The sequence below is a fragment of the Neolewinella agarilytica genome (assembly GCF_900110645.1).
Lineage (GTDB): Bacteria > Bacteroidota > Bacteroidia > Chitinophagales > Saprospiraceae > Neolewinella > Neolewinella agarilytica.
This window is the reverse complement of the sequence record NZ_FOFB01000001.1, coordinates 99,012-122,014: the sequence shown is the minus strand read 5'-3', so window position 1 is coordinate 122,014 and position 23,003 is coordinate 99,012. Positions and strand designations below refer to the sequence as shown.

19 protein-coding genes are annotated in these 23,003 nt (G+C 52.3%); 12 read left to right on the top strand and 7 right to left on the bottom strand.

From position 1 onward, the window contains the following. The first annotated feature begins 7 nt into the window (after nucleotides 1–7). Nucleotides 8–892 carry a sugar phosphate isomerase/epimerase family protein gene (locus BM123_RS00450; protein ID WP_175489201.1) on the top strand — a complete coding sequence of 295 codons (885 nt, stop codon included), beginning with the start codon at nucleotides 8–10 and terminating at the stop codon, nucleotides 890–892. A gap of 142 nt (nucleotides 893–1,034) precedes the next feature. Here BM123_RS00450 and BM123_RS00445 read toward each other — a convergent pair whose 3' ends face one another. Further along, on the bottom strand, nucleotides 1,035–2,345 hold the full coding sequence (locus BM123_RS00445) for a polysaccharide deacetylase family protein (protein WP_090164838.1): 1,311 nt from the start codon (nucleotides 2,343–2,345) through the stop codon (nucleotides 1,035–1,037). Between the two features lie 507 nt (nucleotides 2,346–2,852). Here BM123_RS00445 and BM123_RS00440 point away from each other — a divergent pair. From BM123_RS00440 to BM123_RS00410, 7 genes are all read left to right on the top strand, one after another. Further along, the gene (locus tag BM123_RS00440) at nucleotides 2,853–3,245 is read left to right on the top strand and encodes a hypothetical protein (protein WP_090164837.1); all 393 of its coding nucleotides are present in this window, start codon (nucleotides 2,853–2,855) and stop codon (nucleotides 3,243–3,245) included. Nucleotides 3,246–3,515: 270 nt separating this feature from the next. After that, complete coding sequence (gldG, locus tag BM123_RS00435; RefSeq protein WP_175489200.1) at nucleotides 3,516–5,252, top strand: gliding motility-associated ABC transporter substrate-binding protein GldG; 1,737 nt, start codon at nucleotides 3,516–3,518, stop codon at nucleotides 5,250–5,252. Nucleotides 5,253–5,344: 92 nt separating this feature from the next. Further along, nucleotides 5,345–6,358 carry a DUF4340 domain-containing protein gene (locus tag BM123_RS00430; protein ID WP_090164835.1) on the top strand — a complete coding sequence of 338 codons (1,014 nt, stop codon included), beginning with the start codon at nucleotides 5,345–5,347 and terminating at the stop codon, nucleotides 6,356–6,358. A gap of 143 nt (nucleotides 6,359–6,501) precedes the next feature. Then, the gene (locus BM123_RS00425) at nucleotides 6,502–7,761 is read left to right on the top strand and encodes a zinc dependent phospholipase C family protein (RefSeq protein ID WP_245748365.1); all 1,260 of its coding nucleotides are present in this window, start codon (nucleotides 6,502–6,504) and stop codon (nucleotides 7,759–7,761) included. 216 nt (nucleotides 7,762–7,977) lie between these two features. Further along, complete coding sequence (gene bioB, locus BM123_RS00420) at nucleotides 7,978–9,060, top strand: biotin synthase BioB (RefSeq protein WP_090164834.1); 1,083 nt, start codon at nucleotides 7,978–7,980, stop codon at nucleotides 9,058–9,060. A gap of 181 nt (nucleotides 9,061–9,241) precedes the next feature. Then, entirely contained in the window at nucleotides 9,242–9,994 is a 753-nt protein-coding gene (gene tpiA / locus BM123_RS00415) for a triose-phosphate isomerase (protein ID WP_090164833.1), read from the top strand. Nucleotides 9,995–10,356: 362 nt separating this feature from the next. Further along, nucleotides 10,357–10,815, top strand: a complete 459-nt coding sequence (locus BM123_RS00410) for a DUF1440 domain-containing protein (RefSeq protein ID WP_090164832.1) — start codon at nucleotides 10,357–10,359, stop codon at nucleotides 10,813–10,815. Nucleotides 10,816–10,957: 142 nt separating this feature from the next. Here BM123_RS00410 and porT read toward each other — a convergent pair whose 3' ends face one another. The 5 genes from porT to BM123_RS00385 form a co-directional block, all read right to left on the bottom strand. Further along, on the bottom strand, nucleotides 10,958–11,704 hold the full coding sequence (gene porT, locus BM123_RS00405) for a type IX secretion/gliding motility protein PorT/SprT (RefSeq protein WP_090165175.1): 747 nt from the start codon (nucleotides 11,702–11,704) through the stop codon (nucleotides 10,958–10,960). Continuing rightward, nucleotides 11,653–12,393, bottom strand: coding sequence for a bifunctional demethylmenaquinone methyltransferase/2-methoxy-6-polyprenyl-1,4-benzoquinol methylase UbiE (gene ubiE / locus BM123_RS00400; RefSeq protein WP_090164831.1), 741 nt, complete (start codon nucleotides 12,391–12,393; stop codon nucleotides 11,653–11,655). Before ubiE ends, porT begins: the two co-directional genes overlap by 52 nt. Nucleotides 12,394–12,529: 136 nt before the next feature. Beyond that, nucleotides 12,530–13,783 carry an NAD(P)/FAD-dependent oxidoreductase gene (locus BM123_RS00395; protein WP_090164830.1) on the bottom strand — a complete coding sequence of 418 codons (1,254 nt, stop codon included), beginning with the start codon at nucleotides 13,781–13,783 and terminating at the stop codon, nucleotides 12,530–12,532. After that, nucleotides 13,783–14,091 (bottom strand): 2Fe-2S iron-sulfur cluster-binding protein, encoded by a 309-nt coding sequence (locus BM123_RS00390; protein WP_090164829.1) that lies wholly within the window; start codon nucleotides 14,089–14,091, stop codon nucleotides 13,783–13,785. The genes BM123_RS00395 and BM123_RS00390 overlap by 1 nt, the downstream gene beginning before the upstream one ends. 29 nt (nucleotides 14,092–14,120) lie before the next feature. After that, the gene (locus BM123_RS00385; RefSeq protein ID WP_090164828.1) at nucleotides 14,121–15,293 is read right to left on the bottom strand and encodes a cytochrome P450; all 1,173 of its coding nucleotides are present in this window, start codon (nucleotides 15,291–15,293) and stop codon (nucleotides 14,121–14,123) included. A 144-nt stretch (nucleotides 15,294–15,437) separates the two neighbouring features. Here BM123_RS00385 and BM123_RS00380 point away from each other — a divergent pair, with 144 nt between their 5' ends. The 4 genes from BM123_RS00380 (at nucleotide 15,438) to BM123_RS00365 (ending at nucleotide 21,634) form a co-directional block, all read left to right on the top strand. After that, nucleotides 15,438–16,271: a helix-turn-helix domain-containing protein gene (locus BM123_RS00380; RefSeq protein WP_090164827.1), complete on the top strand. Its 834-nt coding sequence runs from the start codon at nucleotides 15,438–15,440 to the stop codon at nucleotides 16,269–16,271. A gap of 415 nt (nucleotides 16,272–16,686) precedes the next feature. Then, nucleotides 16,687–19,257 carry a DNA gyrase subunit A gene (gene gyrA, locus BM123_RS00375; protein ID WP_090164826.1) on the top strand — a complete coding sequence of 857 codons (2,571 nt, stop codon included), beginning with the start codon at nucleotides 16,687–16,689 and terminating at the stop codon, nucleotides 19,255–19,257. Nucleotides 19,258–19,469: 212 nt separating this feature from the next. Then, the gene (locus BM123_RS00370; protein WP_090164825.1) at nucleotides 19,470–20,795 is read left to right on the top strand and encodes a tetratricopeptide repeat protein; all 1,326 of its coding nucleotides are present in this window, start codon (nucleotides 19,470–19,472) and stop codon (nucleotides 20,793–20,795) included. Between the two features lie 338 nt (nucleotides 20,796–21,133). Beyond that, on the top strand, nucleotides 21,134–21,634 hold the full coding sequence (locus BM123_RS00365; RefSeq protein ID WP_090164824.1) for a hypothetical protein: 501 nt from the start codon (nucleotides 21,134–21,136) through the stop codon (nucleotides 21,632–21,634). 1 nt (nucleotide 21,635) lies between these two features. On the opposite strand, the gene BM123_RS00360 is transcribed toward BM123_RS00365, so the two are convergent. Beyond that, the gene (locus BM123_RS00360) at nucleotides 21,636–22,901 is read right to left on the bottom strand and encodes a putative DNA modification/repair radical SAM protein (RefSeq protein WP_090164823.1); all 1,266 of its coding nucleotides are present in this window, start codon (nucleotides 22,899–22,901) and stop codon (nucleotides 21,636–21,638) included. Between the last annotated feature and the right edge of the window lie 102 nt (nucleotides 22,902–23,003).

The window sequence follows — 23,003 nt, the reverse complement described above, 5'->3', positions numbered from 1 at the left end:
CTTCCTCATGCACCTTTCCATTCACAACTGGATGCGGGCCGAGCCCCTCGAAACTACCCTCCGTCGCATCTCCTCCATGGGCTACGGCTCCATTGAAATCATGGGCGCTCCCCAGCTCTACGATACCAAAGTAGTACGGCAGCAACTCAAAGATTATGGCCTCAAGTGCTGGGGTAGTGTGACCCTGATGGAAGACGGTTTGAACCTGCTCTCTGCTGATCCGGACGAACGGGCTAACTCCGTCACCTACGTCAAAAGCCTCGTCGATATGGTGAAAGAACTGGATGGACACATGGTCTCCGTCGTGCCGGGCACGGTGGGTAAGATCGTCCCGGACGGCCGTCCGGAGGAGGAGTGGAAATGGGCAGTCGCCAGTATGCAGGAGATATATGCTCATGCGGAAAAAGCGGGCGTTTTGCTGGGGATTGAACCCATCAACCGCTTCGAGACCTACTTCGTCAACCGGGCGGATCAGGCTTATGCATTAGCAGAAGCCACGGGGGAGAACTGCGGAGTTTGCCTGGACATCTTCCACATGAATTTGGAGGAAGCGGACTGGGCCGCCGCTTTGCGCCGAAGTGCTGATCGTCTCCACGGCTTCCACGTCGCCGATAACAACCGCATGGCCCCCGGCATGGGGAGCCTGGACTGGGCGGCCATCATCGGTGTGCTCAAAGAAATTGGCTACGATGGCGCCGTCTCCGTGGAGTTCTGCCCGCCCCTGGACCGCACGCCGGCGAACCCTTATCCCGGCAGTATCGATACCAACCCGGTTGGCCTGTCTCCTGAGCAGAAAAAGTTTCTGGAAGACCATGGCAGCTCAGCGTTTACGGAAGAATTTTATGCGCAGTTGACCCAGACCTCGCTGGATACCTTACAGCCTTTGCTGTAGGTGATCTCTGGTTGAGGGGCTGTGCCCCGAACGCGAACGGGGCCGCAGGCTCCCGGAGCGCGTAACAGCGGTAGCTAAAGTAATATCATGCGTCACACGGCCAAAGTCACTGCGCTCCCTTGGCCGTTCTGGGCGGAGCCCCTCAGCCGGAGATAATCGCTCCATCCCCCAGGAATTTTACGCACTCCTCATACATTTCCCGCCAGCCGGCCCAACCATAATCGTCGGAAAAACTGCTGTTGTGCCACAGGAGCGGAAAAACCCCTCCGAAGGGGCGAACATCTTCAGCGAGAGTCTCCACTTTTCTCAGGGCTTCCGGAACGGAGAGCTGGAGATAATCTTTAAGGGTACCGTCCATGGCGGCGAAGGGATGGACGAGCAGGCCGGTCATGCTTTCCCGCTCGAGATCGTACCAGTGGAAAGGCAGGTTAGTGCCCGCGCGCCATCCAACGGCATCGGCGTACCCCATGCTGTGATCATTAGTGATGGCGGAGCGTTGCAGCTCCCGGTAGGTTTGGGGAATGCGAAAGCGCAGAAAATGCTGGCGGGAGTGCAGTGGATTTCGGCCGATGATGCCTTTCAGTCGGGCAATTTCTTCCCGGATGAGTTCAGGGCGGTCACTACTGTGATAGCTGGGATGAATACCGATGGTAGATTGCTCGGCGAGTTCCTGAATTAAAGCCTCCTGAGCGGGAGGTATGGGGTAGGGGTTTGTATCGCGGCGGTCTTGTCCGTTGGATAGCAGCCAGAAAATTTGAGGGCGCGTACGCGGGTGCAAAGACCGGATATAGGCAAGGGTTTGGAAAGGGTCCTGCTCCTTCGGAGCGGTGAATCTTCTCCAGGCCCGGCCGAACCGGCCGCTGAAAAAATCCTTGATTCCTGCGCCGATTCCCCGCAGGCCGCGGTGTTGCCAGGCCCAGAGGATGTCGATGTCGTAGGTGGGTTGGAAGGTGAAGGGCCGCCGCTTAGGCGGCGGCAGGGTGGGGAAGTCTCTCCGCAAAGAGTCCGCCAATAGCGTTGCCCATTCCCGCACGACGGGGCGCTCCAGGTAGCCATGCTGTTGGGCGTGGCTTTCGCTGGCCGGGAAGCGGCCATGATGGTCAGGGGTAAAGGCCTGGTATTCCTCGTAGCGGGAGAGTGCAAAGAAAATGCAGGCCAGGAGGTCATGGCCTTCGCCGCTGGCGAAGAAACGGGGTGTTCCTTCCTTGCTGTCAACGGTCAAATCCTTTGCACCCGCGTCCGCGCCCTGCAAAACCGGATGCGCCGGCCAGGCTGTTTCTCCCTTTTTCGCCTCACCATACACCACTTTTGCGTCAGCCGATGATGCTGTCCACTTTTCCCGGTCTGTCATCAATTGAAACTGGTAGCCAAGGTCTCGTCCAAGCTCTTTAAGCGTGTAACGAAGTCGCGGATGGCGGTGCGCACTCAGAACGGTGATGAGGGGCTGTGGCATTGGGCTAAGGTAAGGGAATCGTCTTTTGGATCGGGAATAATTTTTCTACTAGAGGTGGGCTTTGCTTTCGGGAAAATCAAGTATTACATAGCTTGTTTGCGAGGCACGCCATCGCTGGCTTCGCCGCTCTTGCGTACCTCGCTAAGGAGCTGGCCCGTCCCTATCGGGACTAAAGGCTATCGTGTTGATCACAGCAGTTGCACTAAATTTGATCTGGCAACAAGGTTTAGTTCTTCGTCTGTTACTATCACTGATGAATGGTACCAGTGACATAGTCTCTTACAAATTGACATTTGTTTGAAAGTAAGCCCCCGAAGAGCCAATTAGTAGCCAATGAACATCCAATTCGGCAATCTCTCTCTGAGGCAGTAAATTAGCCCTTTATCTACCACCGAAATTGTCTTTGTAATGCGCTTCCTTCTTCTGTTATCTCTAGCTGTGCTTTTGTCCGCCTGTGCGACCACCACGACCGGACCTCAAGATCCTGCTGGAACGATCACCACACTGATGTCCAAAGATTTCCCTTACGAAGACAGCGATTTTTATCTGGATAATTTCACCGGTATGCCGCTGTTGGCGCTCAACCCCAACTTGAAAAAGACGGGCGCCATTGCTCATCGTTTTCTCGGGCAAAGCGGGCGCTACGATATTGTCTTTTACGGCATTGGGGAAAGTGACGGACAGTCTGCCTTCGAAATTCTCGTCAATGATAAAACAGTTGGTAAAAAGAAGCTGCCCCTGAGTACGGAGCCCTGGGAGGCTGGCGAAGCTTTCAACTTTCGAATCAGGAACGTCAAAATTAAAGCTGGAAACGAGATTGTAGTGCAGGGGATCGTGGGCACCGATGGGGAAGAATTCAGCCGGGCTCGCTGGCTCAAGATGGAATTGGTGAGGCGCTAGACTGGTTCTCCGGCTTTTATGCCGGAATTGGGTTTGCCCTGGCACGCTACCCAGGGCAATTGCAAAGTCGGAAAAGAGCAAACGCTCGAAGGTCCTTCCAAGACGCTTCGAGGTTTACCTGCCACTATCCGTTGGACCTTTAAGCGTCCCGCAGTATTGCGGGACCTTCGAGCGTCCCTGCGTGAAGCTTGCGCTCGCTCGGGCACGCTACCAAATTCCCCCCACCAAAAATACCCCAACGCCCTATCTTCGCGTTCTCTTTCCAGAATTATGGCTGAACTCGAACGTAAAAACCGTACCCAATCGCTGATCCAATTGCTACTCGCTGTAGCGCTGTTGATCATCATCAATGTGTTGGCTAACACTCGCATTGGTGGCACATCACTTTACGGCGCGTGGGACCTTACGGAGGATAAGCGGTTTACCCTCACGGAAAATACGGCAGAACAATTGCGGTCCATTGAAGAGCCCATCTTCGTTCGGGTATTGCTGGACGGAGATCTCCCCGCCAATTACCAGCGGCTAAAGGATAAGGTGGAGGAATTATTGGTCGATTTTTCCGGTTATTCTCCAAAATTGGAATGGGAATTTGCTGACCCGCTCTCCGGCGGTAGCGCGGAACAAATACAGGAACGGCAGAAGCAACTGCAGGAAGATCTTGGCATTACGCCCGTCACGGTGTTCTCCGCCGCCAGCGCTGCCGAGCGTTCGGTCAATGCCATTTATCCCTACGCAATTGTCTACTACGGCAACCGTACCCGCGTCGTTCCTTTCCTCGGCAATGCGCTGCCTAACGTCAGCGAAGAGCGGCAGGTAAATCAGGCGGAAGCTTTGTTAGAGTATAACTTCAGCCGTGCTATTGAAGGACTAACCAATAACGATAAACCACTCATCGGCTTTACCCTGGGGCACGGAGAACTGCCCGGGCCTAACACCGTTGATTTGGTCCGCAGTCTGCGGGAGGACTATGACCTCGGGCCCATTGATCTGGATAGTTTCGCTACCATTCCACAGGATGTAAAACTGCTCATCGTTGCGAAGCCGACGAAGCCATTCTCGGACTTTGATGCCTTCAAACTCGATCAATACGTAATGAACGGTGGTAAGGTGCTCTGGGCCATTGATGCTGTAGGGATGGACTATGATTCTCTTCAGGGCAGAAATGAGTTCTACCCCCAGGCCAGAGAACTCGGACTGGAAGACATGTTCTTCAAATACGGTTTTCGGCTCGATCCCGTTTTGGCACTTGACCTGGTCAGTACCCGTATCGGAATCGTAACGGGTAGTACCGGAGGGAAACCGAATATTTCAATGGTGCCCTTTCCTTATCACGTGATGGCAGTACCGGAGGGAGATCATCCCATCATTAAAAATCTGGACCCCGTAGACTTGCGTTTCCCTTCCGTTATCGAAACGGTTAACGACGAAGACCCTTCGGTCAAGAAAACACTCCTGCTGTCGACCAGTAACCGCTCCCGTCGGCAACGACTACCGTCTCCCATTGACCTGGACGCCCAGAAATATGAGATGGACCTGGATCGTTTCAATGAAAGCAATTTGCCCTTAGCTTACCTGTTGGAGGGGAGCTTTACCAGCCCCTATGCTAACCGACTGAGCCGGGAGAACGAACAGAGTCTTCGGGCACAAGGGATGGACTTTAAAGGGAAATCTGCGCCCACCAGCATGATCATTATTGCTGATGGGGATGTATTGGCCAACGGCGTTAGCAGCCAGGGCTACCGGGCCTTAGGCATTAACCCCTGGGAGAAATTTCAGTACGCCAATAAGGCGCTTATGCTCAACGCTATCGAGTACCTCATGAACCCCGACGGAGTGATTGCCGCAAGGGGCAAGGACGTGAAGCTGCGATTGATCGACAAGGAAGCAGCCATTGCTGAGGCTAACAAATGGCGAACCATTAACCTTTTGGTTCCGATGGTTCTACTGGCCATTTTCGGGCTGTTGTTTAACTGGCTCCGCCGGCGCCGGTATGCACAGAAGGGGTAAGCAAGCCGACCCAACCCGAAAATATTGCCGTCGAATGGCCGGGCTCTGCATAATTAGCCTCAATTTCGCGCTTCTGAACTAAAGTTATACCCATGAATCGTACCCTTATTCTTTTACTGGCCGTGCTGCTTTTGGGGGGCATTGCCTGGTACGCTACCACCGCAGGCGCTGCACCTGAAAAAGTGAGCGAGCGGGGCAACGACCGGCAGTTCGGTTATTCAAATATTGACGAGGTGCACCGGATCTTCATCGCTGACCGGAAAGAGCATACCGCCACCTTTACCCGGGGAGGAGTTACCGGTTGGCTGGTAGATGGCCGCCCGGCTAATGAGAACATCATGAAGAATATGATGACGACCTTGCAGAAGATAGACATTCAGTCGCTGCCAACCAGTAAAGCCGTGCCTAACATGGTGAAAAACCTGGCAACGGAGGGCATACTCGTCCAGCTCTTCGACGAAGCCGGTAAGAAATTGCGTGGCTACTACATCGGGGGCTCCACCAACGATGAAATGGGCACTTTTGCGATCATGGAGGGAAGCGAAAACCCTTACATCGTGCAAATGACGGGCTGGACCGGAAATATTCGGGCTCGCTTCAATCTTTGGGACGATGACTGGAGGGATAAGGTCTATTTTCGGATAGACCCCGACCGGGTAGAACGTTTCAGCATCGAATATCCTACCATCCGGAATAAAAGCTTCCTTTTGGAAAAGCAAGGAAGTCAATACCAGCTAAAACCCTTTTATGAATCGGAGCAAACAGGTAGGGATATCGCTCGTGGTGTCGCAGAAGGGATTTTGGCCCGCTACGAAAAATACTATGTAAACCGTTACCAGAACGAGGACGAAAAGGGGATGGAGGAAGCTAAAGAAAAACTCCCCTTCGCCATCATCACCCTTAAAGAAGAAGGGGAAGATGAGAAAGTGATGGAGTTGTATCCCCAATACCAGGAAGTCACCTACCAAAACGACCCTAAGAGTGGTGAAGTGATCACAAGCGGAGACATAAAATCCTTTAAAGCCTACATCAATAACGGAGAGGATTGGGTACTTTTGAACGTAGAAACAACGCTGCCGTTACTGGTGGGGTATGACTCTTTTTAAATGCTGGAAAGTTTACATCCAATACCGAATGATCTGGCTGTATACTAAACGATCTCGATAATTAAAACGCGGAGCGTTTTCCCACTCCCTCATCCCGCAGTATTACGGTAAGGGTTGGGGAGGGGGTTTCAAAAAACAATGCCGTGCGGTTCACCACCACCTTTTTTGTTACTCTTTTCCTGGCGCTCATTGCTTTTAGCGCCTGGACGATTGCTGAAGACCCGCAATGGGGCTTTTTCGGCCATCGTCGTCTTAACCGCCTGGCCGTTTTTACGCTCGATCAGGAGATGATGCCCTTCTTTCGGGCCAACATTGAGTGGATCACGGACCATGCCGTCGACCCGGATAAACGCCGCTACGCCACTAAACACGAGGCCGTACGCCACTACATCGATATTGACCACTGGGGAGTAAGCGAAAACTTTGAGCATGTTCCGCGCCGCTGGACGGATGCCCTGCTCTGGAAGGCCGATCTGCTGGTTATCGATTCGTCGAATGACACCGTTACCTGGAAGGTAGATGCCATCAATCAGGCGGACCCTGACTATCTTTTCGACAATGACAGCCGGGTGATTCTGCGCAGTAGCGCCGGGAAAACGCTGGAGGTTCAGTTGGGGAGTTACCGGAGTTTCTGGATCAGGAACGTGCTGCCAGTGTATTACGAGGATGAGCTGGTGGTGAGCAGTGACAGTCTGCGGGCCGTCGGCTTCCCCGTGCCGGAGGGCGGCGGAAAAATTTCCGTTCGCGACAATTTCAGCGGCTACGGTATTTTGCCCTACCACCTGGAGCAAATGCACCGGCGGATTACGAACGCCTTCGCTGAAGAGAATGCGGATAAAATCCTCCGCCTCTGCGCGGAGATGGGCCATTATGTAGGCGATGCGCACGTACCCTTACACACGACCGAAAACTATAACGGGCAGATGACCGGGCAGACGGGGATCCATGCTTTCTGGGAAAGCCGCATTCCGGAATTGTTTGCGGATGACACCTACGATTACTTCGTAGGGAAGGCAGAATACATCGAGAACCCCCGGGAGTATTACTGGGACGTTATTCTGAAGAGCCACAGTCTGGTGGACAGTGTCCTGCGCACGGAGCAACGCCTGCGCGATACCTATCCTTCGGATCAGCAGATGGTTTTTGATGAGCGGCTGGGCCGCACGATCAAGACGCAGTCGGCAGAGTTTGCTGCTGCCTGGGATAAGGAAATGCAGGGCATGGTGGAGGAGCGTTTCCGGGCAACTATCAAGTCCATCGGTAGTGTCTGGTACACTTGTTGGGTAGACGCCGGACAGCCGGACCTGAACCGCCTTTCGCCAGACCCCGTGCTATACGCCAAAACGGATACGCTGGATCAGGCGCTTAAGGGCGGAAAAATTAAAGGGCGAATTCATGAGTAGGTGGGCGCTGGCGCAGGTGCAGTGGAAAGTTGAAAAGCAATGAGCGTACGCTGACTTTTTCAGCATTGCCCTCTAAAACCTTCCCTTGCACCTGCGTTCGCGCCCACAAAACATTTGCCCCGGGGAAGATAATGGTTAGTACATTTTCTCATTCCTTCATTCTCCCATTCATTCCTTCACTATTCCCTACATTTGCCAGCGCTAAAAACGATCCGTATGACCGTAAAGACTGACCCTATTCTCCGCCGCTGGACCCTTGATGAGGTTCGTGACCTCTACCAACAGCCGATGATGGACCTCGTCTTCCGTGCTGCTTCCGTGCACCGGGAGCATCATGACCCCAATGAAGTGCAGATGAGCAGCCTGCTCAGCATCAAGACTGGTGGATGCCCGGAAGACTGCGGCTACTGCCCGCAGGCCGCCCGTTATCACACGGACATCGAGGAGAATGCCCTGATGACCGTAGAGCAGGTGAAAACCGCTGCCGAACGCGCCAAAGGCCTGGGCTCGAGCCGCCTTTGCATGGGCGCTGCCTGGCGTAACGTGCGCGATGACGAAGAATTTGAGCAGGTGCTGGATCTCGTCCGTACCGTCAATGGCCTCGATATGGAGGTCTGCGCGACTCTCGGCATGTTGACGCCCAATCAGGCGGAGCGCCTGGCCGCTGCCGGCCTCTACGCCTACAACCATAACCTGGACTCTTCCGAAGAGTACTACAAAGAAGTGATCTCTACCCGTGGCTACCAGGACCGCCTGGACACCATCGGTAACGCCCGCAAAGCCGGCCTTACGGTCTGTTCCGGCGGTATCATTGGTATGGGCGAAAGCATCGACGATCGGCTGAAGATGCTCCTTACCCTGGCCAGCCTGACGCCCCAGCCAGAGTCCGTGCCCATCAACGCACTCGTTGCCGTGGAAGGCACTCCGCTGGAAGACCAGCAGCAGGTGAACATCTTCGAGATGGTCCGCATGATCGCCGTCACCCGAATCGTGATGCCCAACTGTACGGTTCGTCTCAGCGCCGGCCGTACGACGATGAGCCCCGAAGGCCAGGCCCTCTGCTTCCTGGCGGGGGCGGGTTCTATCTTTGCGGGAGATAAACTGCTCACTACTCCAAACCCCGAAGCTTTCGAGGACCTCGAAATGTTCAACGCGCTCGGCCTCCGCCCTACGGCACCCTACGCTAAAGGCGAAAAACCCGCCATAACCGAAGACCCCGGTGCCCCCGGAGAGAAAACCCGGATCAAGTGGAGCCGGCCCGGACATAAAATTGAACGGAACGAAGCGAAGCGGAAGTAAAATAGTATTGTAGCCGGGTAGTTTTGTAGTAATGTAGTGCTTGCGTTGGAGGTGCTTCTTATTGCTTACCTGATTGCGATTACATAAATATCCCCTTAAGAAAGAACCCCTGATTTTAGTTATCGTTCCTCCAACGTGCGGTAGCCTCTACAAAACTACATTACTACAAAACTACAGTACTATGTCACGAACAATGGTTGCCGGAAACTGGAAAATGAACACTACCCCCACAGAAGGTAAAGCACTGGCCGAAGGCGTGATTGCTGCCGCTGGAACACCCTCCACAAAGGTTGTCTTTGGTGTACCCGCCATTCAGTTGATGCAGGTTAAGGCGGTTACTGCTGCCAACCCTGGCTATTTCGTTGCTGCGCAGAACATGCACCACGAAGATAAGGGAGCCTACACCGGAGAGTTGAGTGCTTCGATGCTGGCTGACGCCGGAATCGACTACGTTATTCTCGGCCACAGTGAGCGGAGAGAGTACTTTAATGAAGATGACTCCCTCATCAATACTAAGGTATTGAAAGCCCTCGCTGCAGGCATTAAGCCGATTTATTGTTGTGGAGAAAAACTCAACGTCCGTGAAGCGGGTAACCACGAAATGGTGGTGAGTAAGCAGATTGAGGAAGCACTCTTTAGCCTGTCCCGTGATCAAATTAAAGAAGTGGTTATTGCCTATGAACCCGTTTGGGCTATTGGCACGGGCGTTACGGCCAGCCCGCAGCAAGCGCAGGATATGCACGCGCACATCCGCCGGATGATCGACAATCAGTTCGGCAGCGAGATTGCTGCTAATGTGACCATTCTCTACGGCGGTTCTGTGAAGCCCGCCAACGCGGAAGAAATATTTGGTATGCCTGACGTAGACGGTGGTCTGGTGGGCGGTGCCAGCCTGAGTGTGGAGAACTTTGTGCCGATTATTAAGGCGCGGTAAGTTTTGACCTGTACATTCCATGAAACATGGCTCATCCCGGAGTTTGGGCAGCCTTTTCTGTGTTTTCTCGGATGGAACCTGGTTCGGTCGGTATAAAAAAGCGATCAGCGGACAGCATTCAGAGCCGTTTTGCCTGAATGCTGTCCGCTGATCGCTAAAAATCCTATTTTTTGCCAGAAAACACCGTCATCTAATCCGAAAATTAGGGATGACTCATGTTTTTGCGTTTTGAAGCGCTTTACGGACAGTAGTACACGAATCAGGCGGGGCAAATTCCCCTGTCGTGAGGAGAAATGCACTATAAGCGTAGGCAAAACGAACATCTTCCGCTATTCTTCAGGTTATAGAGGAAAAAGCATAAGATGACTTCGGAAAACTTACTCAAAGGCGCCCTGTGTGGTTTCGTTGCCGGAGTAGCAGCGACCATCGCCAAAACTGTCTGGGAAGATTACTTCCCCGTTCGTGATGAGGATACAGACACGCCGCCGGCAATAATTGCGCAGCGCATCACTGAACGGACGCTAAGCGATAAAGAAAAGGATCGGGCTTCCATGGGGATCCACGTTACTTTTGGTGTTGGTACGGGCGTTCTGTACGGTGTCTCCGGTGAAGTGGTGCCAGAGATAACGAGTGGTTTAGGCGCTCCCTTCGGGCTGGGGTTTTATGCTCTGACGCACGGATCAGTTGTTCCGGCACTAGATTTAGAGCCCTGGCCAACGGAGGTAAAGCCAGCTTACGCTGTCAATGAGTTTGCCGGGCATTTTGTGTATGCACTTACGCTGGAGGCGGTACGTAGAGGAATGCGTCGCTACGTCGTGTAATAAGCGTTTTCTGGTCGTGGCTACTGGCCTTTTAGGGTTTTCGTTCACTGGATCCCGTTGTGGCAGCTCGCAGAGCCTGGGAACGCAAGTTGGGTTTCGCTTCGGGGCTGCCTGCGGGGGGTAACCCCAATAAGGCTCTATCCTACCCCTCAATATGAAACGAAATCGTAAACGTTCGGCTCAATACCTTATCCAGCACCGTACTCTGCGGTAGGTTAGGGTTGAAGAGCAGGGTATTGCCGATACCCTGACTGACCTTGAACTCCGGTGAGAAGATGAAATAATCAAAGAAGAACTGCATTCCGGCGCCGTACTCGACGTGGAAATCGTGCGGACTAATCCGCACCAGGTTATCGGACTGCCGGGTGCGGCTCTCGCTGGCCACATCGAAGCTATACTTTACCCCGGCAATGAGGAAAAGCCGTTTGTCGTGGTAAGGCGCCGACTTATAGCGGAAGTGAAAGGGAAGCTCTACGAAAACAGATTGGACGGATTCCTGCAGGTCGGAACGGCCGCGGTTTTGCTGTTCGTAGTTCAGCCGGCGCTCGGCGAAGCTGAAGCCCGGAAGGAAGCGGAAGTCGAAGTACTTACCGATCTTCAGGTTAGCAATCATGTTCAGGTTGAAGCCCGGGCCCGATAAACTTTTGACGGACACGATGGTGTCGCTGAACAAAAATTCTTCACTCCGAAACGGGGTGTACCGGCTGGAGTTAAAGCCCAGGGTGAGGCCAAAGTAGAAAGGTTTAGCCTGGAAATCCTGGAAATTGTAGTTCTTGCCGCCCACGAATTGGGCGCGGCCGCAGGTGCAAAGAAATACCACCAGCAGCAGGGTGAGGATTACTTCACGGCCGTATAAATGGAGGCAATTCCGAAAGTTAACGCTTTGCATTCAGTCTGTTTATAGCCCAGCTTGTCAAGCTTGTCCGTGAAGGCTTTTCCACTGGGGAATGCCTGGACGCTCTCAAAGAGATAGGCGTATGCTCGGGGATCTTTGGACTGTAAACGTCCGATTAGCGGCATAATTTTACCGAAGTAGAAATTAAAGCCCCAACGAATGGGCGCAAAGGTAATACGGCTGAACTCCAGAATCACTAATTTTCCTCCCGGACGAAGTACACGACGCATTTCTGCCAGGCCTTTTTCCAGGTTTTCAAAGTTGCGGACGCCGAAAGAAACGGTGACGGCATCGAAGGAATCATCCTCGTAAGGAAGGTCCTCACTGTCACCCTGAACCAGGGTGATCCGATCATCCAGCCCCGCCGCTGAAACCTTCTTTCGGCCGTATTTCAACATTCCCTCACTCAGGTCCAGCCCGGTGACGTGGTCTACGTTCGCCCGCTTTATGGTCTGGATGGCAACGTCGGCGGTGCCCGTGGCTACGTCCAGAATCTTCTTATGCACGGCGGAGTCGAGCTGTTTAATCATCTTGGCCCGCCAAAGCGTATCCACTCCCAGAGAGGTGCCCCGGTTGAGCAGGTCGTAGTTCGGGGCGATGCTGTCAAACATCTTGCCAACTTCAGCTTTCTTGGAGTCTTCTTCGCCGTAAGGCTTTATTACGTTGTGATCAGTTGTTGCCATGCAGAAGGAACGATTGGGGCGGCGTTTGGTTTCAGAAAAAAGTGAAAGCTTAGATTTAAGTTGCCTCACGATAAGAATAGCAGTTGTTTCTGCTTTGCTGTTTAACCTTTCATAGCACCTGCGTTCGCGCCTGTTGCTAAGCCAATACCGTCCTGGGGTGCAACGCCAGGCTGAGGTCCTCTAGTTTTTCCGGGGCCGGGTGCTTGCCTTCTTTGAGCAACTTCATGCCCAGCATGTAAGCGCGGGCATGATTGACGGCATCCACCGCCAGCAGCTTGTCGCCGGAGAAATACCAACAGGAATGCTGGTGTGGATCATCTCCTTCTTCCCGGCGAACGACCAAGCGATCGTATCCCGATGCCAGGCCACACATCTGAAGCTTTACCTCAAACTGATCGGACCAAAACCAGGGAAGCGAAGCATACTCCGTTGGAATGCCGCAGATATTCGCTGCGGCAACTTTGGCCTGGTCCACGGCATTTTGCACCGATTCCAGGCGAATTTCTTTTTTATAGCGCGGGTGAAAAAAGGAAGTACAGTCTCCGATGGCGTAAATGTCCGGATCAGAAGTCTGCATCCGGGCATTCACCGCAATTCCGTTGGAGATTTTCAACCCGGCCATTTGTGCTAACGCAGTGTTGACCACCACACCAACGCCGACGATAAGCATATCTGCGGCGTATCGTGATCCGTCTCCGCAGAATACTTCAAGCTCACTCCCTTTTATTTCGATGGCAGTTACGTTCCGCCCGGTAGCAATGCTAACGCCTTTGTCAGTATGTAAGCGCGTAAAGAAAGCTGACATCTCCGGAGAAGTAACCCTGGCTAAAACCCGCTCTTCTCTTTCCAAAACGGTCACCCTGCCCCCAAGTTTGCGTAAGGAGGCTGCGGCCTCTAACCCGATATATCCTCCCCCGATTACCACAACCCTTTTTCCGGAGCTGGCAAAAAAAGCGTTTCGGATACCACGGGCGTCCGCTGCCGTCCGTAGCCCGAAAATTTTGTGGCTGCTTTTTAAGCCGGGAATCGGAGGCATCAGGGGGCTGGCACCCGTAGCGAGTAGAAGCTGGTCATAGGAGCAGGTCTCTCCGTCCGATAAACGGACAATTTTATCCTTCGGCAGGATTTCGGTTACAGACCTTCCCGTCTGAAGATCAATATTCTCCGATTCATAACTGCTGATACCTTTAAGGAGACTGTCTTCAACACCAGTGTCCCCGGAAAGAAAAACCTTGGAGAGGGGAGGGCGATGATAGGGTAATTCGGGCTCCCGGTCAAAGAGCTTAATGTTTCCCTTCCAGCCCTGCTTCCTTAGCGCGAAAGCTGCATTTACGCCCGCATGGCTGGCCCCGATGATGAGGCAGGTTTGATGAGCCGTTCTGTCCACCATTAGTTAGCAACTTTAAGGGTGATACCGTCCAATGCCTCCGTAATGGAAATCTGACAGCTCAGTCGGCTAAATTCGTTGACGTTATCGTCGAACTCCAGCATGTCTTTTTCCAGGTCTCCCGGAGCACCGGTTTTTTCCCAATCTTCAGGGGCGACGTGTACGTGACAGGTAGCGCAGGAGCAGACGCCTCCGCAATCACCATCGATACCGGGTACATTATTATTAACGGCAAGCTCCATAACGGAGCCGGAGTCGGCTGCAAGTTTCAGCGATTTTCCCGCCTGGGTGATGAATGTGATGTTGGCCATTTTCGTTGCTTTTTATTTACGTTGGTCGTTTAGGATATCTGGATTTGAAGGCGGTGAAAACCGACCTTCCTTTCGAATTCTCCCCACTGTTCGATATTGTCTTCGTAGTTGGTTACTTCGATTTTATTTACTCGCCTGGCGAGTGCATTGATCAGGACTTTTAAGACCTGACGGGCGTGCGGAGCGCCCAGACATTTGTGAATACCGAAGCCAAAACCAAGGTGTGGGTTGGCTTTCCGTTCAATGACCACTTCGTTCGGGTTTTCGAACACGCCGGGGTCCCGGTTAGCGGCGGCCCAGGCCAGGGAGATTCTGGTGTTGGCGGCAACGGGGCAACCACTTACTTCGGCATCTTTGGTGGCTACCCGGCCCATGTGTGTCAGGGGAGAGAAGTAGCGCACCAGTTCTTCCACTGCCCGGGTGGTCAGGTCCGGATTTTCTTTGAGCCGGGCTAAATCCTCGGGGTTTCCGGCAAAATAGGCCAGGGTGTTGGTGACGGCGTTGATGACGGTATCCCGTCCACCCGCGAAGGTCAGGATCATCACGCCTTTTATCTCCTCGATTGTAAGCTTTCGTCCTTTGTATTCCGCCCGAAGCAGATGGGCGTAAAGGTCTGTCCCGTTTTCCGGGTCCTTTCCGGCGCGGGCGATCTCTGCGTCCAGGTAGTCATAGAGCTGATTGGCCTTGCCGCTGTCCAGCGGGTCATCATCACTGCGGAAAACGTGGGTACCCCAGCCGATCCAGTGCTCGGCTTCCTGCCTGGGGCAGTTGAGCAACAACGTCAGTGCACGGGATTGTAAGGGTAAGGCAAAATCATGGACGACCTCCATGGCACCTGCGTTCAGCGCCCGATCAAGCTCACTGTTGATCAATTCAGTAAGTGCCGCTTCATACGCTTCTTCCAGTGGCCGGCGAAACCACGCTTCCACTAAAGCGCGATAAGCAGTATGTTCTGGCGGGTCCGTCTCAAAGGGGATCTGCCTGATATCACGGATGTTAACCTCGGACGGGACGACTATTCTACCGGGTTTGGCACCGGATTGATAAGTCTTCCAGTCATGGGCGCTTTTGCGTACGTTTCGGTGGCCCAGAACCATTTTTACGGGGTCTCCCTGATCGTCAATTTCCTGAATACCTTCCGCTTCACGAGCGGCGGCAAAAGGGTCGGGGAAATCACTGAAAGGGCACTTTTTTGTGGGCATAATCGATACTTGGAATGGTCACTCAGTAGTTTGACAAAGTTCTCCTGTTCGGGCAAGTACTATATTGCGCATTCAAACCAAAAAGTACCTTATTCTATCATCCCGCTGGGTAAATGCGCTTGATATTCAGCTAAAAAAGCAATTATGCGTGCTGTTTTTGAAGATCTTCCGGTTGGTAACCGGCAATCCATTAATGCTTTTCATTATGCAGAGGCCTCTTTTAATACGCCCTGGCATTTTCACCCCCAGCACGAGCTGACCCTGATCGAAGAAAGCAGTGGTACCAAGTTTATCGGCGACTACGTAGGTGCCTATGCGCCGGGAGAACTGGTCTTGCTGCAGGGCAATCTTCCGCATTGCTGGAAGAACCAGCCCCGAACGGGCAGGAGCCGTTCTACGGTGATTCAGTGGAGCCCTGAAACTTACTCCCGGGCTCCGGAACTGGACGGTGTGTTCCAACTATTACAAGCCGCTGCTAAGGGCTTGTTGTTTGATCTCCGGGATGTCCAATCTCTGCGGATGGAAGTCCATCGCCTGCCAACTTTGCCGCCGGCGGAGCAGTACCTCCAGCTGCTGTCAGTACTTCAGCAACTGACAAGCTGCCGGTGGACATCATTATCGAACTCAAGCTTTCAGCAGCCGATATCTTCAGGGCATGGCAGTCGTATGCAGCGCATCCATCGTTTCGTGGAGCAAAACTTTCAGCGAAAGGTCAAATTGCTTGAAATCGCTCAGGAAGTGCATCTGTCAGAACAAGCCTTTAACCGCTTCTTTCGCAAAACAATGGGGCGTCCATTTTTTTCCTTTTTGAACGAATATCGGGTGAACCGAGCCAGCCAGTTGTTGATAGAAACAGACTGGCCCGTAGGGAGAATTGCCCCGGCCTGCGGTTTTGCGTCCTTGCCGTTTTTTCACCGTCAGTTCAAGCGCTTTATGGAGCTGACTCCGCTGCAATACCGCAAGCAACACCAGCCGTAAACCGGCCGGCTAAAGCTGCCCGTTTGATAGCTTTAGCCGAATGTGCAAAATGTAGTATTCAGCAAGCACTGACGGCAATTTCAGACTCCAGACAGGGGGGAGAGTGGTGCCGTTTGGCCCACAGAAAAACAGGGAGAATGATCGCTTGAAAAAGGCGTAATTTGGCGGGCTCAAAAGTAGGTAAATGAGCCATGTTTTTGTATCTTCGCGGACAGCTCCGACAGGAACTGAAAAATTAGTTGTTCAGGCGCTGACGCTGGTGCAATGTAAGTTGAGTGGCAAAGTAAATTTCATCGGCTCCGAGCCGCACTTTTTCACCTTGCTGCTTAACCCTTGATTGCCTCCTGCGTATGCGCCCAATTGCCCGTATTCAGGCCGTTACACTAAGATTTACGCTTTTACCAGATAAAAAAATATGCCAGATAAACAGCGCATTATTCCGGTCAACATTGAAGACCAGATGAAATCCGCCTACATCGATTATTCGATGTCGGTTATCGTTAGCCGGGCGCTGCCCGACGTTCGCGATGGGCTTAAACCCGTACACCGGCGGGTACTGTACGGAATGGATCAACTTGGCCTGAGTTTCCGGAGTTCTCACAAGAAGTCCGCCCGTATTGTTGGTGAGGTACTCGGTAAGTACCACCCGCATGGTGACAGTTCCGTTTACGATACGATGGTGCGGATGGCTCAGGATTGGTCTCTCCGCTATCCGCTGGTTGACGGTCAGGGTAACTTTGGTTCTATGGACGGGGACAGCCCCGCCGCCATGCGATACACGGAGGCCCGGATGGAGCGCATCAGCGACAGCATCCTCGGAGACCTTGATAAAGATACGGTTGACTTTCAACTGAACTTTGACGATACGCTCAAGGAGCCTACCGTATTGCCTACCCGTATTCCGAACCTGCTCGTGAACGGTGCCTCTGGTATCGCCGTTGGTATGGCTACGAACATGATGCCCCACAACCTGAATGAGGTGGTGGATGGAATCGTTGCTACGGTAGACAACCCGGAGATCAGCATCGATGAATTAATGAATTACATCAAGGCACCTGATTTTCCTACCGGAGGTATCATCTACGGTATCGACGGTGTTCGGGAAGCCTTCCGTACGGGGCGTGGTAAAGTCGTCCTTCGTGGACGGGCAGAAGTCGTTGTTGATGACAATGACCGCGAGACGATCATCATTACCGAGATTCCGTATCAGGTTAACAAGGCTACCCTGGTGGCTAAAATCGCTGAACTCGTCAACGAAGGTAAAATCACGGGCGTAAGCAACGTACAGGACCTTTCTGACCGGGACGGTCTGCGCATAGCCATCGAAATTAAGCGGGACGCGATGGGTTCCATCGTGCTTAGCTATCTCTACAAGTACACCGCGCTGCAAACCAGCTTCGGGGTTAATAACGTCTGCCTCGTTAACGGCCGGCCGATGACACTGAATCTGAAAGACATGATCGAAGAGTTTATCCTCTTCCGGATCGAGGTCATTCAACGCCGGACACAGTATGAGCTGAACAAGGCCCTTGCACGTGCACACATCCTGATCGGACTGCTGATCGCTCTTGATTATCTCGATGAGGTAATTGCCCTGATTCGTGCCTCCGCCACTCCTGAAGAAGCTAAGATTGCTTTGATGAAGGGAGAGTTCATTGACGACAAGAAAGCCTTCTGGGCCAAGTTTGGTGACCTTGTAAAGGAGGTTCAGACCGGAGAGTTTGTTGTTGAAGATGGCAATGTCCTCTCCGAATGGCAGGCGAAGGCCATCCTTGATATGCGCCTTCAGAAACTGACGGGACTGGAGATCGATAAGATCCGTGAAGAGTACGACGAGATTAAGGCGCTTATTGATGACCTGAAAGACATTCTGGGCAGCGAATCGCGTCAGCGGTCCATCGTCAAGGAAGAACTGATTGACATCAAGACCCGCTTCGGTGACGAGCGGCGCTCTGAAATCAGCCTCGACACCTCAGACATTTCCATCACCGATATGATCGCTGATGAAGACGTTGTGGTGACCATCTCCAAGCTTGGTTACATCAAGCGAACACTGGTTAATGAGTACCGCGCCCAAAGTCGTGGTGGCCGCGGCAGCCGTGGCTCCAAAACCCGGGATAAGGACTTCGTGGAACACATGTTCATCGCCAGTAACCACAATTACCTGATGCTCTTTACGGAGCAGGGGCGTTGTTTCTGGCTCCGTATCTATGAAATTCCGGAGGCGGGTAAGAATTCCGCCGGGCGGGTGATTCAGAACATTTTGGCGATGCCGAAGGATGATAACGTCCGGGCTTACATCAGTGTAGCTGACCTGACCGATGAAGAGTTCCTCGAGCAGCACTCCATCATCTTCGCGACTAAGAAAGGTATTGTGAAGAAGACAAACCTGGAGGCTTACTCCCGGCCGCGCACAAATGGTATCAACGCCATTTCGATTAATGAGGATGATCAGCTTATTGAAGCTAAGCTGACGAATGGCAGCAGCCACGTTTTCCTGGCAACCAGTAAGGGACAGGCCATTCACTTCGAAGAAGAGAAGGTCCGGAACATGGGCCGTACGGCAACTGGTGTCCGGGGTATTTCGCTCAACGGCGAAGATGACTCTGTAATCGGTATGGTTACGATTGATCATGAGCTGGACGCTGACAAGACGATCCTCGTCGTCAGCTCTCAGGGTATGGGCAAACGCTCTGCTTTTGATGACTATCGAATCACCAACCGGGGAGGTAAGGGAGTACGCACGATGAAGGTGACCGAAAAAACCGGCGAACTCGTTGCGCTGAAGGCGGTGACTGACGACGAAGACCTGATGATCACCAATCGCTCCGGAATACTGATTCGCACTACAATGGACGAGCTCCGCGTAATGGGGCGCTCTACTCAGGGCGTAAAGCTCATTCGCCTGGAAAAAGGTGACGCGATTGCCGATGTGGCCGTTGTACCTGCAGGTGAGGACGAAGAAGAAAGCAACGAGGAGGAATAACCTCCGTTTTTACACGCAATTACACCGATCAATTAACCCGTGTTACCGTTAAAATGGTGGCACGGGTTTTTACTCTACTGCAAGATTCCTTTATTTTTAGGAATGTATTAACGACTTTTGCGGCAGCAATTAACGTTTCCGTGTTATCAAACTCACGCAGTGAACGTCTACACGGACGTAAACCAATTACGAAAAACCAACAAACTACCATCATGCGTAACATTTTATTTAGCATGCTCGTACTTCTCCTCTCCGCAACGGCCCTGACGGCCCAGACGGGAGCAGACGCGCTTAAAGCCGCCAAGAAAGCATTTGACAGCTACTCCCTCAATCAGGATGGAGAGGCACTCAAAGAAGCTGCGGATATGATTCAAGTCGCCATGAAAGACGGCGCAGTTGCCGCAGACCCTAAAGCTCTGCTGGAGGCAGGCGACATTTACTCCGGCCTTATTGCCAACTACATTCAGCAGCGGGTTGTCGATCCTTCTACTGCTAATGCTCTTGTGGAAAATGCGGCTGTTTTGGGCGCTAAAGCTTACATGGAGGCTTTTGCAAAAAGTGAGAAGAAGGGTGGAAAGAAAGCTGCTCTTAAGGGTCTGACCGGTATTCAGGGCAATGTCTCTAATGAAGGCATCTACGCCATTCAGGATAAGAACTACGAAGCCAGTTTCGAAGCTTTTCAGACGAGCGTAATGCTACACAATTTTCTAAAGGAAAATGGTGGTGAGTCTGCTCTGGATGAAGCTAAGCTCAACGACGAGAAGTACTACGCAGGTCTGTCCGCTATTCTCCTCGAGAAGTTCGATGACGCTGAAGTTATGTTCAAGGACCTCTACGACGCTAAGTACGATGACTCTGGTCTGTACGATGGTCTGTACAAGGTTTACAGCGGTAAAGGCGACATGAAGATGGCCGGTAAATTCCTGGCTGAAGGCCGTGAGAAATTCCCGGAAGAAACCAACCTGTTGTTCACGGAGATCAACTACTACCTGGCAGAAGGTCGCCTTGACGAGCTGACGGATAAGTTGCAGGAAGCGATCAACAAAGAGCCAGACAATGTTAGCCTGTACGCTACCCTCGGTCAGGTATACGAGCAGCTTTACAATAAGGCAAATGAAGAAGGTGATGAGGCTAAGGCTACAGACTACTTCAACAAAGCACAGTCTCAGTACGAAACAGGTCTTACGAAAGACGCTGAAGCTACGCGCCTGATCTACAGCCTTGGTGCGTTGATCTACAACCGTGGTGCTGCCATGACGCAGGAGCTGATCAAGCTTGGTGATGATTACTCTAAGGAAGGACAGAAGAAGTATGACGCCATGAAGGCCAAGGTGGATGCTGAGTTCAACAAAGCACTTCCTTACTTCCAGAAGGCAGAAATGTCTGACCCGAATGATCTGAACACGCTCATCGCCCTTAAGGAGATGTTTGCCCGTAACAGTGAGTTTGAAACTTCCAATGAGTTCAAAGCCCGTATTGAAAAGATTCAGGCTGGTGAAAAAGTTGAGAAGTCTTACTTCAAGGAAAAGGGTATGTAAGCAGGGAGAGTTCTTCCTTTTTATATCCAATAAAGTTCGAATGGCTGGTGGCACGACGCTCACCAGCCATTCGTTTTTTGTTGAACGCTAAGGGTAGGTTGATCTGTTTGTGAGGGTGAAACCCAAGCCAGGATTGGGGGAGATATTACCGCTTGGAATTCCTCCCTAACCGTGCGCTTCGTGCCTGTCTGGGGCGGTCCTATGGGGAGGAACTTTTAAAAACGCTCCGCGTTTTGAGTCTTAAGTCCGACACGCTGATTACCAGACAAACGGAATAGCCTGTTTCGGGAGCTATCTTCGGCCTCTCAATAGGTACTTTCGCACAAAATTATCCACTCTTGCGATACTTCATTTTACTTGCTCTGTCGGTTTTACTCTACGGTTGTCCGCCCGATGATCCCGTAGTCATCGGTAATTCTATTAGTATTGCCCGTTTGGCGGTGTATGACTATGATGTCGATATTGACATCGTTCCGGGAGAAGATACCTTCACGATTTTTACCCGTACGGACTCAACTTTGATCCTTCAGCAGACCAGAACGGTAGATCCGGATATTTCGCTAAGCGGAGATGAAAGCAACCAGACGATTTACATCGTTGTCCCGAATACCCTGACGGAATTTTCTTTCTCCGATGGAGACTGGGCGGGGCTGAAGACCTTTGCTTTTACCAGTGAGCGGACGGTAAACGAACCAGTAGGCCGTGTAACCGGAGGAACACTGACGGGAAACCGCCTTAGTATTGACAACAGCTGGATTATTAATGGAACTGTAACGATCTCCGAAGACTTTGGCCCGAGCTTCCCACTGGACATGACGGGGACTTTCTCTTCGCGCTAGTCTAGCCAAAGAGTGCCAATTGCCCCGTATCGACGTGGCGACCGCTTGCGCTTCGTCCGTGCAAAATTCGGTGCCGGATAATTTTCGGGTCGAAGCCCAGCTGCCGGAAATCCTTGTCCGCGCAAATAAGAAAGTACTGAGATCGCTTCCAGACAATCCCTATTTTCTTCAGGTGTTCCCGGCGTAAGGGCTGGAAACGACGGGATTGGACGATCTTTCGGGCGGACTTTACACCGACGCCGGGGATGCGGAGAATCATCTCCAGGGGAGCGGTGTTGATGTCTACAGGGAATAATGCCGGGTTCCGGAGAGCGTAGGCTAGTTTAGGATCAAGGTCAGGATCCAGCATCGGGTTATTGTCATCAACTATTTCATGGGCGTCGAATCCATAGAAGCGCATCAGCCAGTCAGCCTGATAGAGGCGGTTCTCCCGCCGGAGGGGCGGAGCACTAAGCGTTGGCAGGCGGTTGTCATCACTAATGGGAACATAACCGCTGTAGTAGACCCGCTTCAGGGATTGCTTGTCGTATAGAGTAGCGGACAGGGAAAGGATGTCCTGGTCGGTTTCCGGGCTGGCCCCAATAACCATTTGGGTAGACTGGCCGGCTGGCGCAAAGTTGGGCTTGTGGACGGACTTAATCAGGGCCTTGCTTTCTGCCCGGTAACCGTCAATGGATTCTTTAAGGAAATTCATTGGGGCGTAGGCATCCTTGAAGCTTTTTTCCGGAGCCACTTTTTTGAGACTCATTTCACTGGGCATTTCCAGATTGACGCTCAGGCGGTCAGCATAGAGACCCGCTTCATGGATCAACTCGTCGCTGGCACCGGGGATAGCTTTCAGGTGGATGTAGCCATTGAATTTATGCTCCGTACGAAGCTTTTTAGCTACGCGAACAAGACGCTCCATGGTGTAGTCCACATCCTTAAAGATACCGGAGCTGAGAAAGAGCCCTTCGATGTAGTTACGCTTGTAGAAGTTAATCGTAAGATCAACCACCTCCTGAACCGTAAAGGCGGCGCGCTTCACGTCGTTGCTCTTACGGCTGACGCAGTAGGCACAATCGAAAATACAGTGATTGGTCAACAGAATTTTGAGCAAAGAGACACAACGACCATCCTGGGTGTACGTGTGGCATATACCCATGCCGGTGGCGTTGCCCAGGCCATCAGGGGTGTTCTTGCGCTTGCTTCCGCTGCTGCTGCAGCTTACGTCATACTTAGCGGCGTCAGCCAGAATTTTTAGCTTTTCTCCCGTTCTGTGGTTCATACTGCAAATATAACATAAAATGTTTTATGTTTATAATTTTCACTGCTTTCTATTGGTATTTACTTTGCACCTGCGTCCGCGCCTTAAAAAGGTTATTGGCAG

What these genes read in the sequence shown, in the direction of transcription:
- BM123_RS00450 (WP_175489201.1), top strand. Translation starts at nt 8, where the DNA reads ATGCACCTTTCCATTCACAACTGGATGCGGGCCGAGCCCCTCGAAACT.
- BM123_RS00445 (WP_090164838.1), bottom strand. Translation starts at nt 2,345, where the DNA reads ATGCCACAGCCCCTCATCACCGTTCTGAGTGCGCACCGCCATCCGCGA.
- BM123_RS00440 (WP_090164837.1), top strand. Translation starts at nt 2,853, where the DNA reads ATGTCCAAAGATTTCCCTTACGAAGACAGCGATTTTTATCTGGATAAT.
- gldG (WP_175489200.1), top strand. Translation starts at nt 3,516, where the DNA reads ATGGCTGAACTCGAACGTAAAAACCGTACCCAATCGCTGATCCAATTG.
- BM123_RS00430 (WP_090164835.1), top strand. Translation starts at nt 5,345, where the DNA reads ATGAATCGTACCCTTATTCTTTTACTGGCCGTGCTGCTTTTGGGGGGC.
- bioB (WP_090164834.1), top strand. Translation starts at nt 7,978, where the DNA reads ATGACCGTAAAGACTGACCCTATTCTCCGCCGCTGGACCCTTGATGAG.
- tpiA (WP_090164833.1), top strand. Translation starts at nt 9,242, where the DNA reads ATGTCACGAACAATGGTTGCCGGAAACTGGAAAATGAACACTACCCCC.
- BM123_RS00410 (WP_090164832.1), top strand. Translation starts at nt 10,357, where the DNA reads ATGACTTCGGAAAACTTACTCAAAGGCGCCCTGTGTGGTTTCGTTGCC.
- porT (WP_090165175.1), bottom strand. Translation starts at nt 11,704, where the DNA reads ATGCAAAGCGTTAACTTTCGGAATTGCCTCCATTTATACGGCCGTGAA.
- ubiE (WP_090164831.1), bottom strand. Translation starts at nt 12,393, where the DNA reads ATGGCAACAACTGATCACAACGTAATAAAGCCTTACGGCGAAGAAGAC.
- BM123_RS00395 (WP_090164830.1), bottom strand. Translation starts at nt 13,783, where the DNA reads ATGGTGGACAGAACGGCTCATCAAACCTGCCTCATCATCGGGGCCAGC.
- BM123_RS00390 (WP_090164829.1), bottom strand. Translation starts at nt 14,091, where the DNA reads ATGGCCAACATCACATTCATCACCCAGGCGGGAAAATCGCTGAAACTT.
- BM123_RS00385 (WP_090164828.1), bottom strand. Translation starts at nt 15,293, where the DNA reads ATGCCCACAAAAAAGTGCCCTTTCAGTGATTTCCCCGACCCTTTTGCC.
- BM123_RS00380 (WP_090164827.1), top strand. Translation starts at nt 15,438, where the DNA reads ATGCGTGCTGTTTTTGAAGATCTTCCGGTTGGTAACCGGCAATCCATT.
- gyrA (WP_090164826.1), top strand. Translation starts at nt 16,687, where the DNA reads ATGCCAGATAAACAGCGCATTATTCCGGTCAACATTGAAGACCAGATG.
- BM123_RS00370 (WP_090164825.1), top strand. Translation starts at nt 19,470, where the DNA reads ATGCGTAACATTTTATTTAGCATGCTCGTACTTCTCCTCTCCGCAACG.
- BM123_RS00360 (WP_090164823.1), bottom strand. Translation starts at nt 22,901, where the DNA reads ATGAACCACAGAACGGGAGAAAAGCTAAAAATTCTGGCTGACGCCGCT.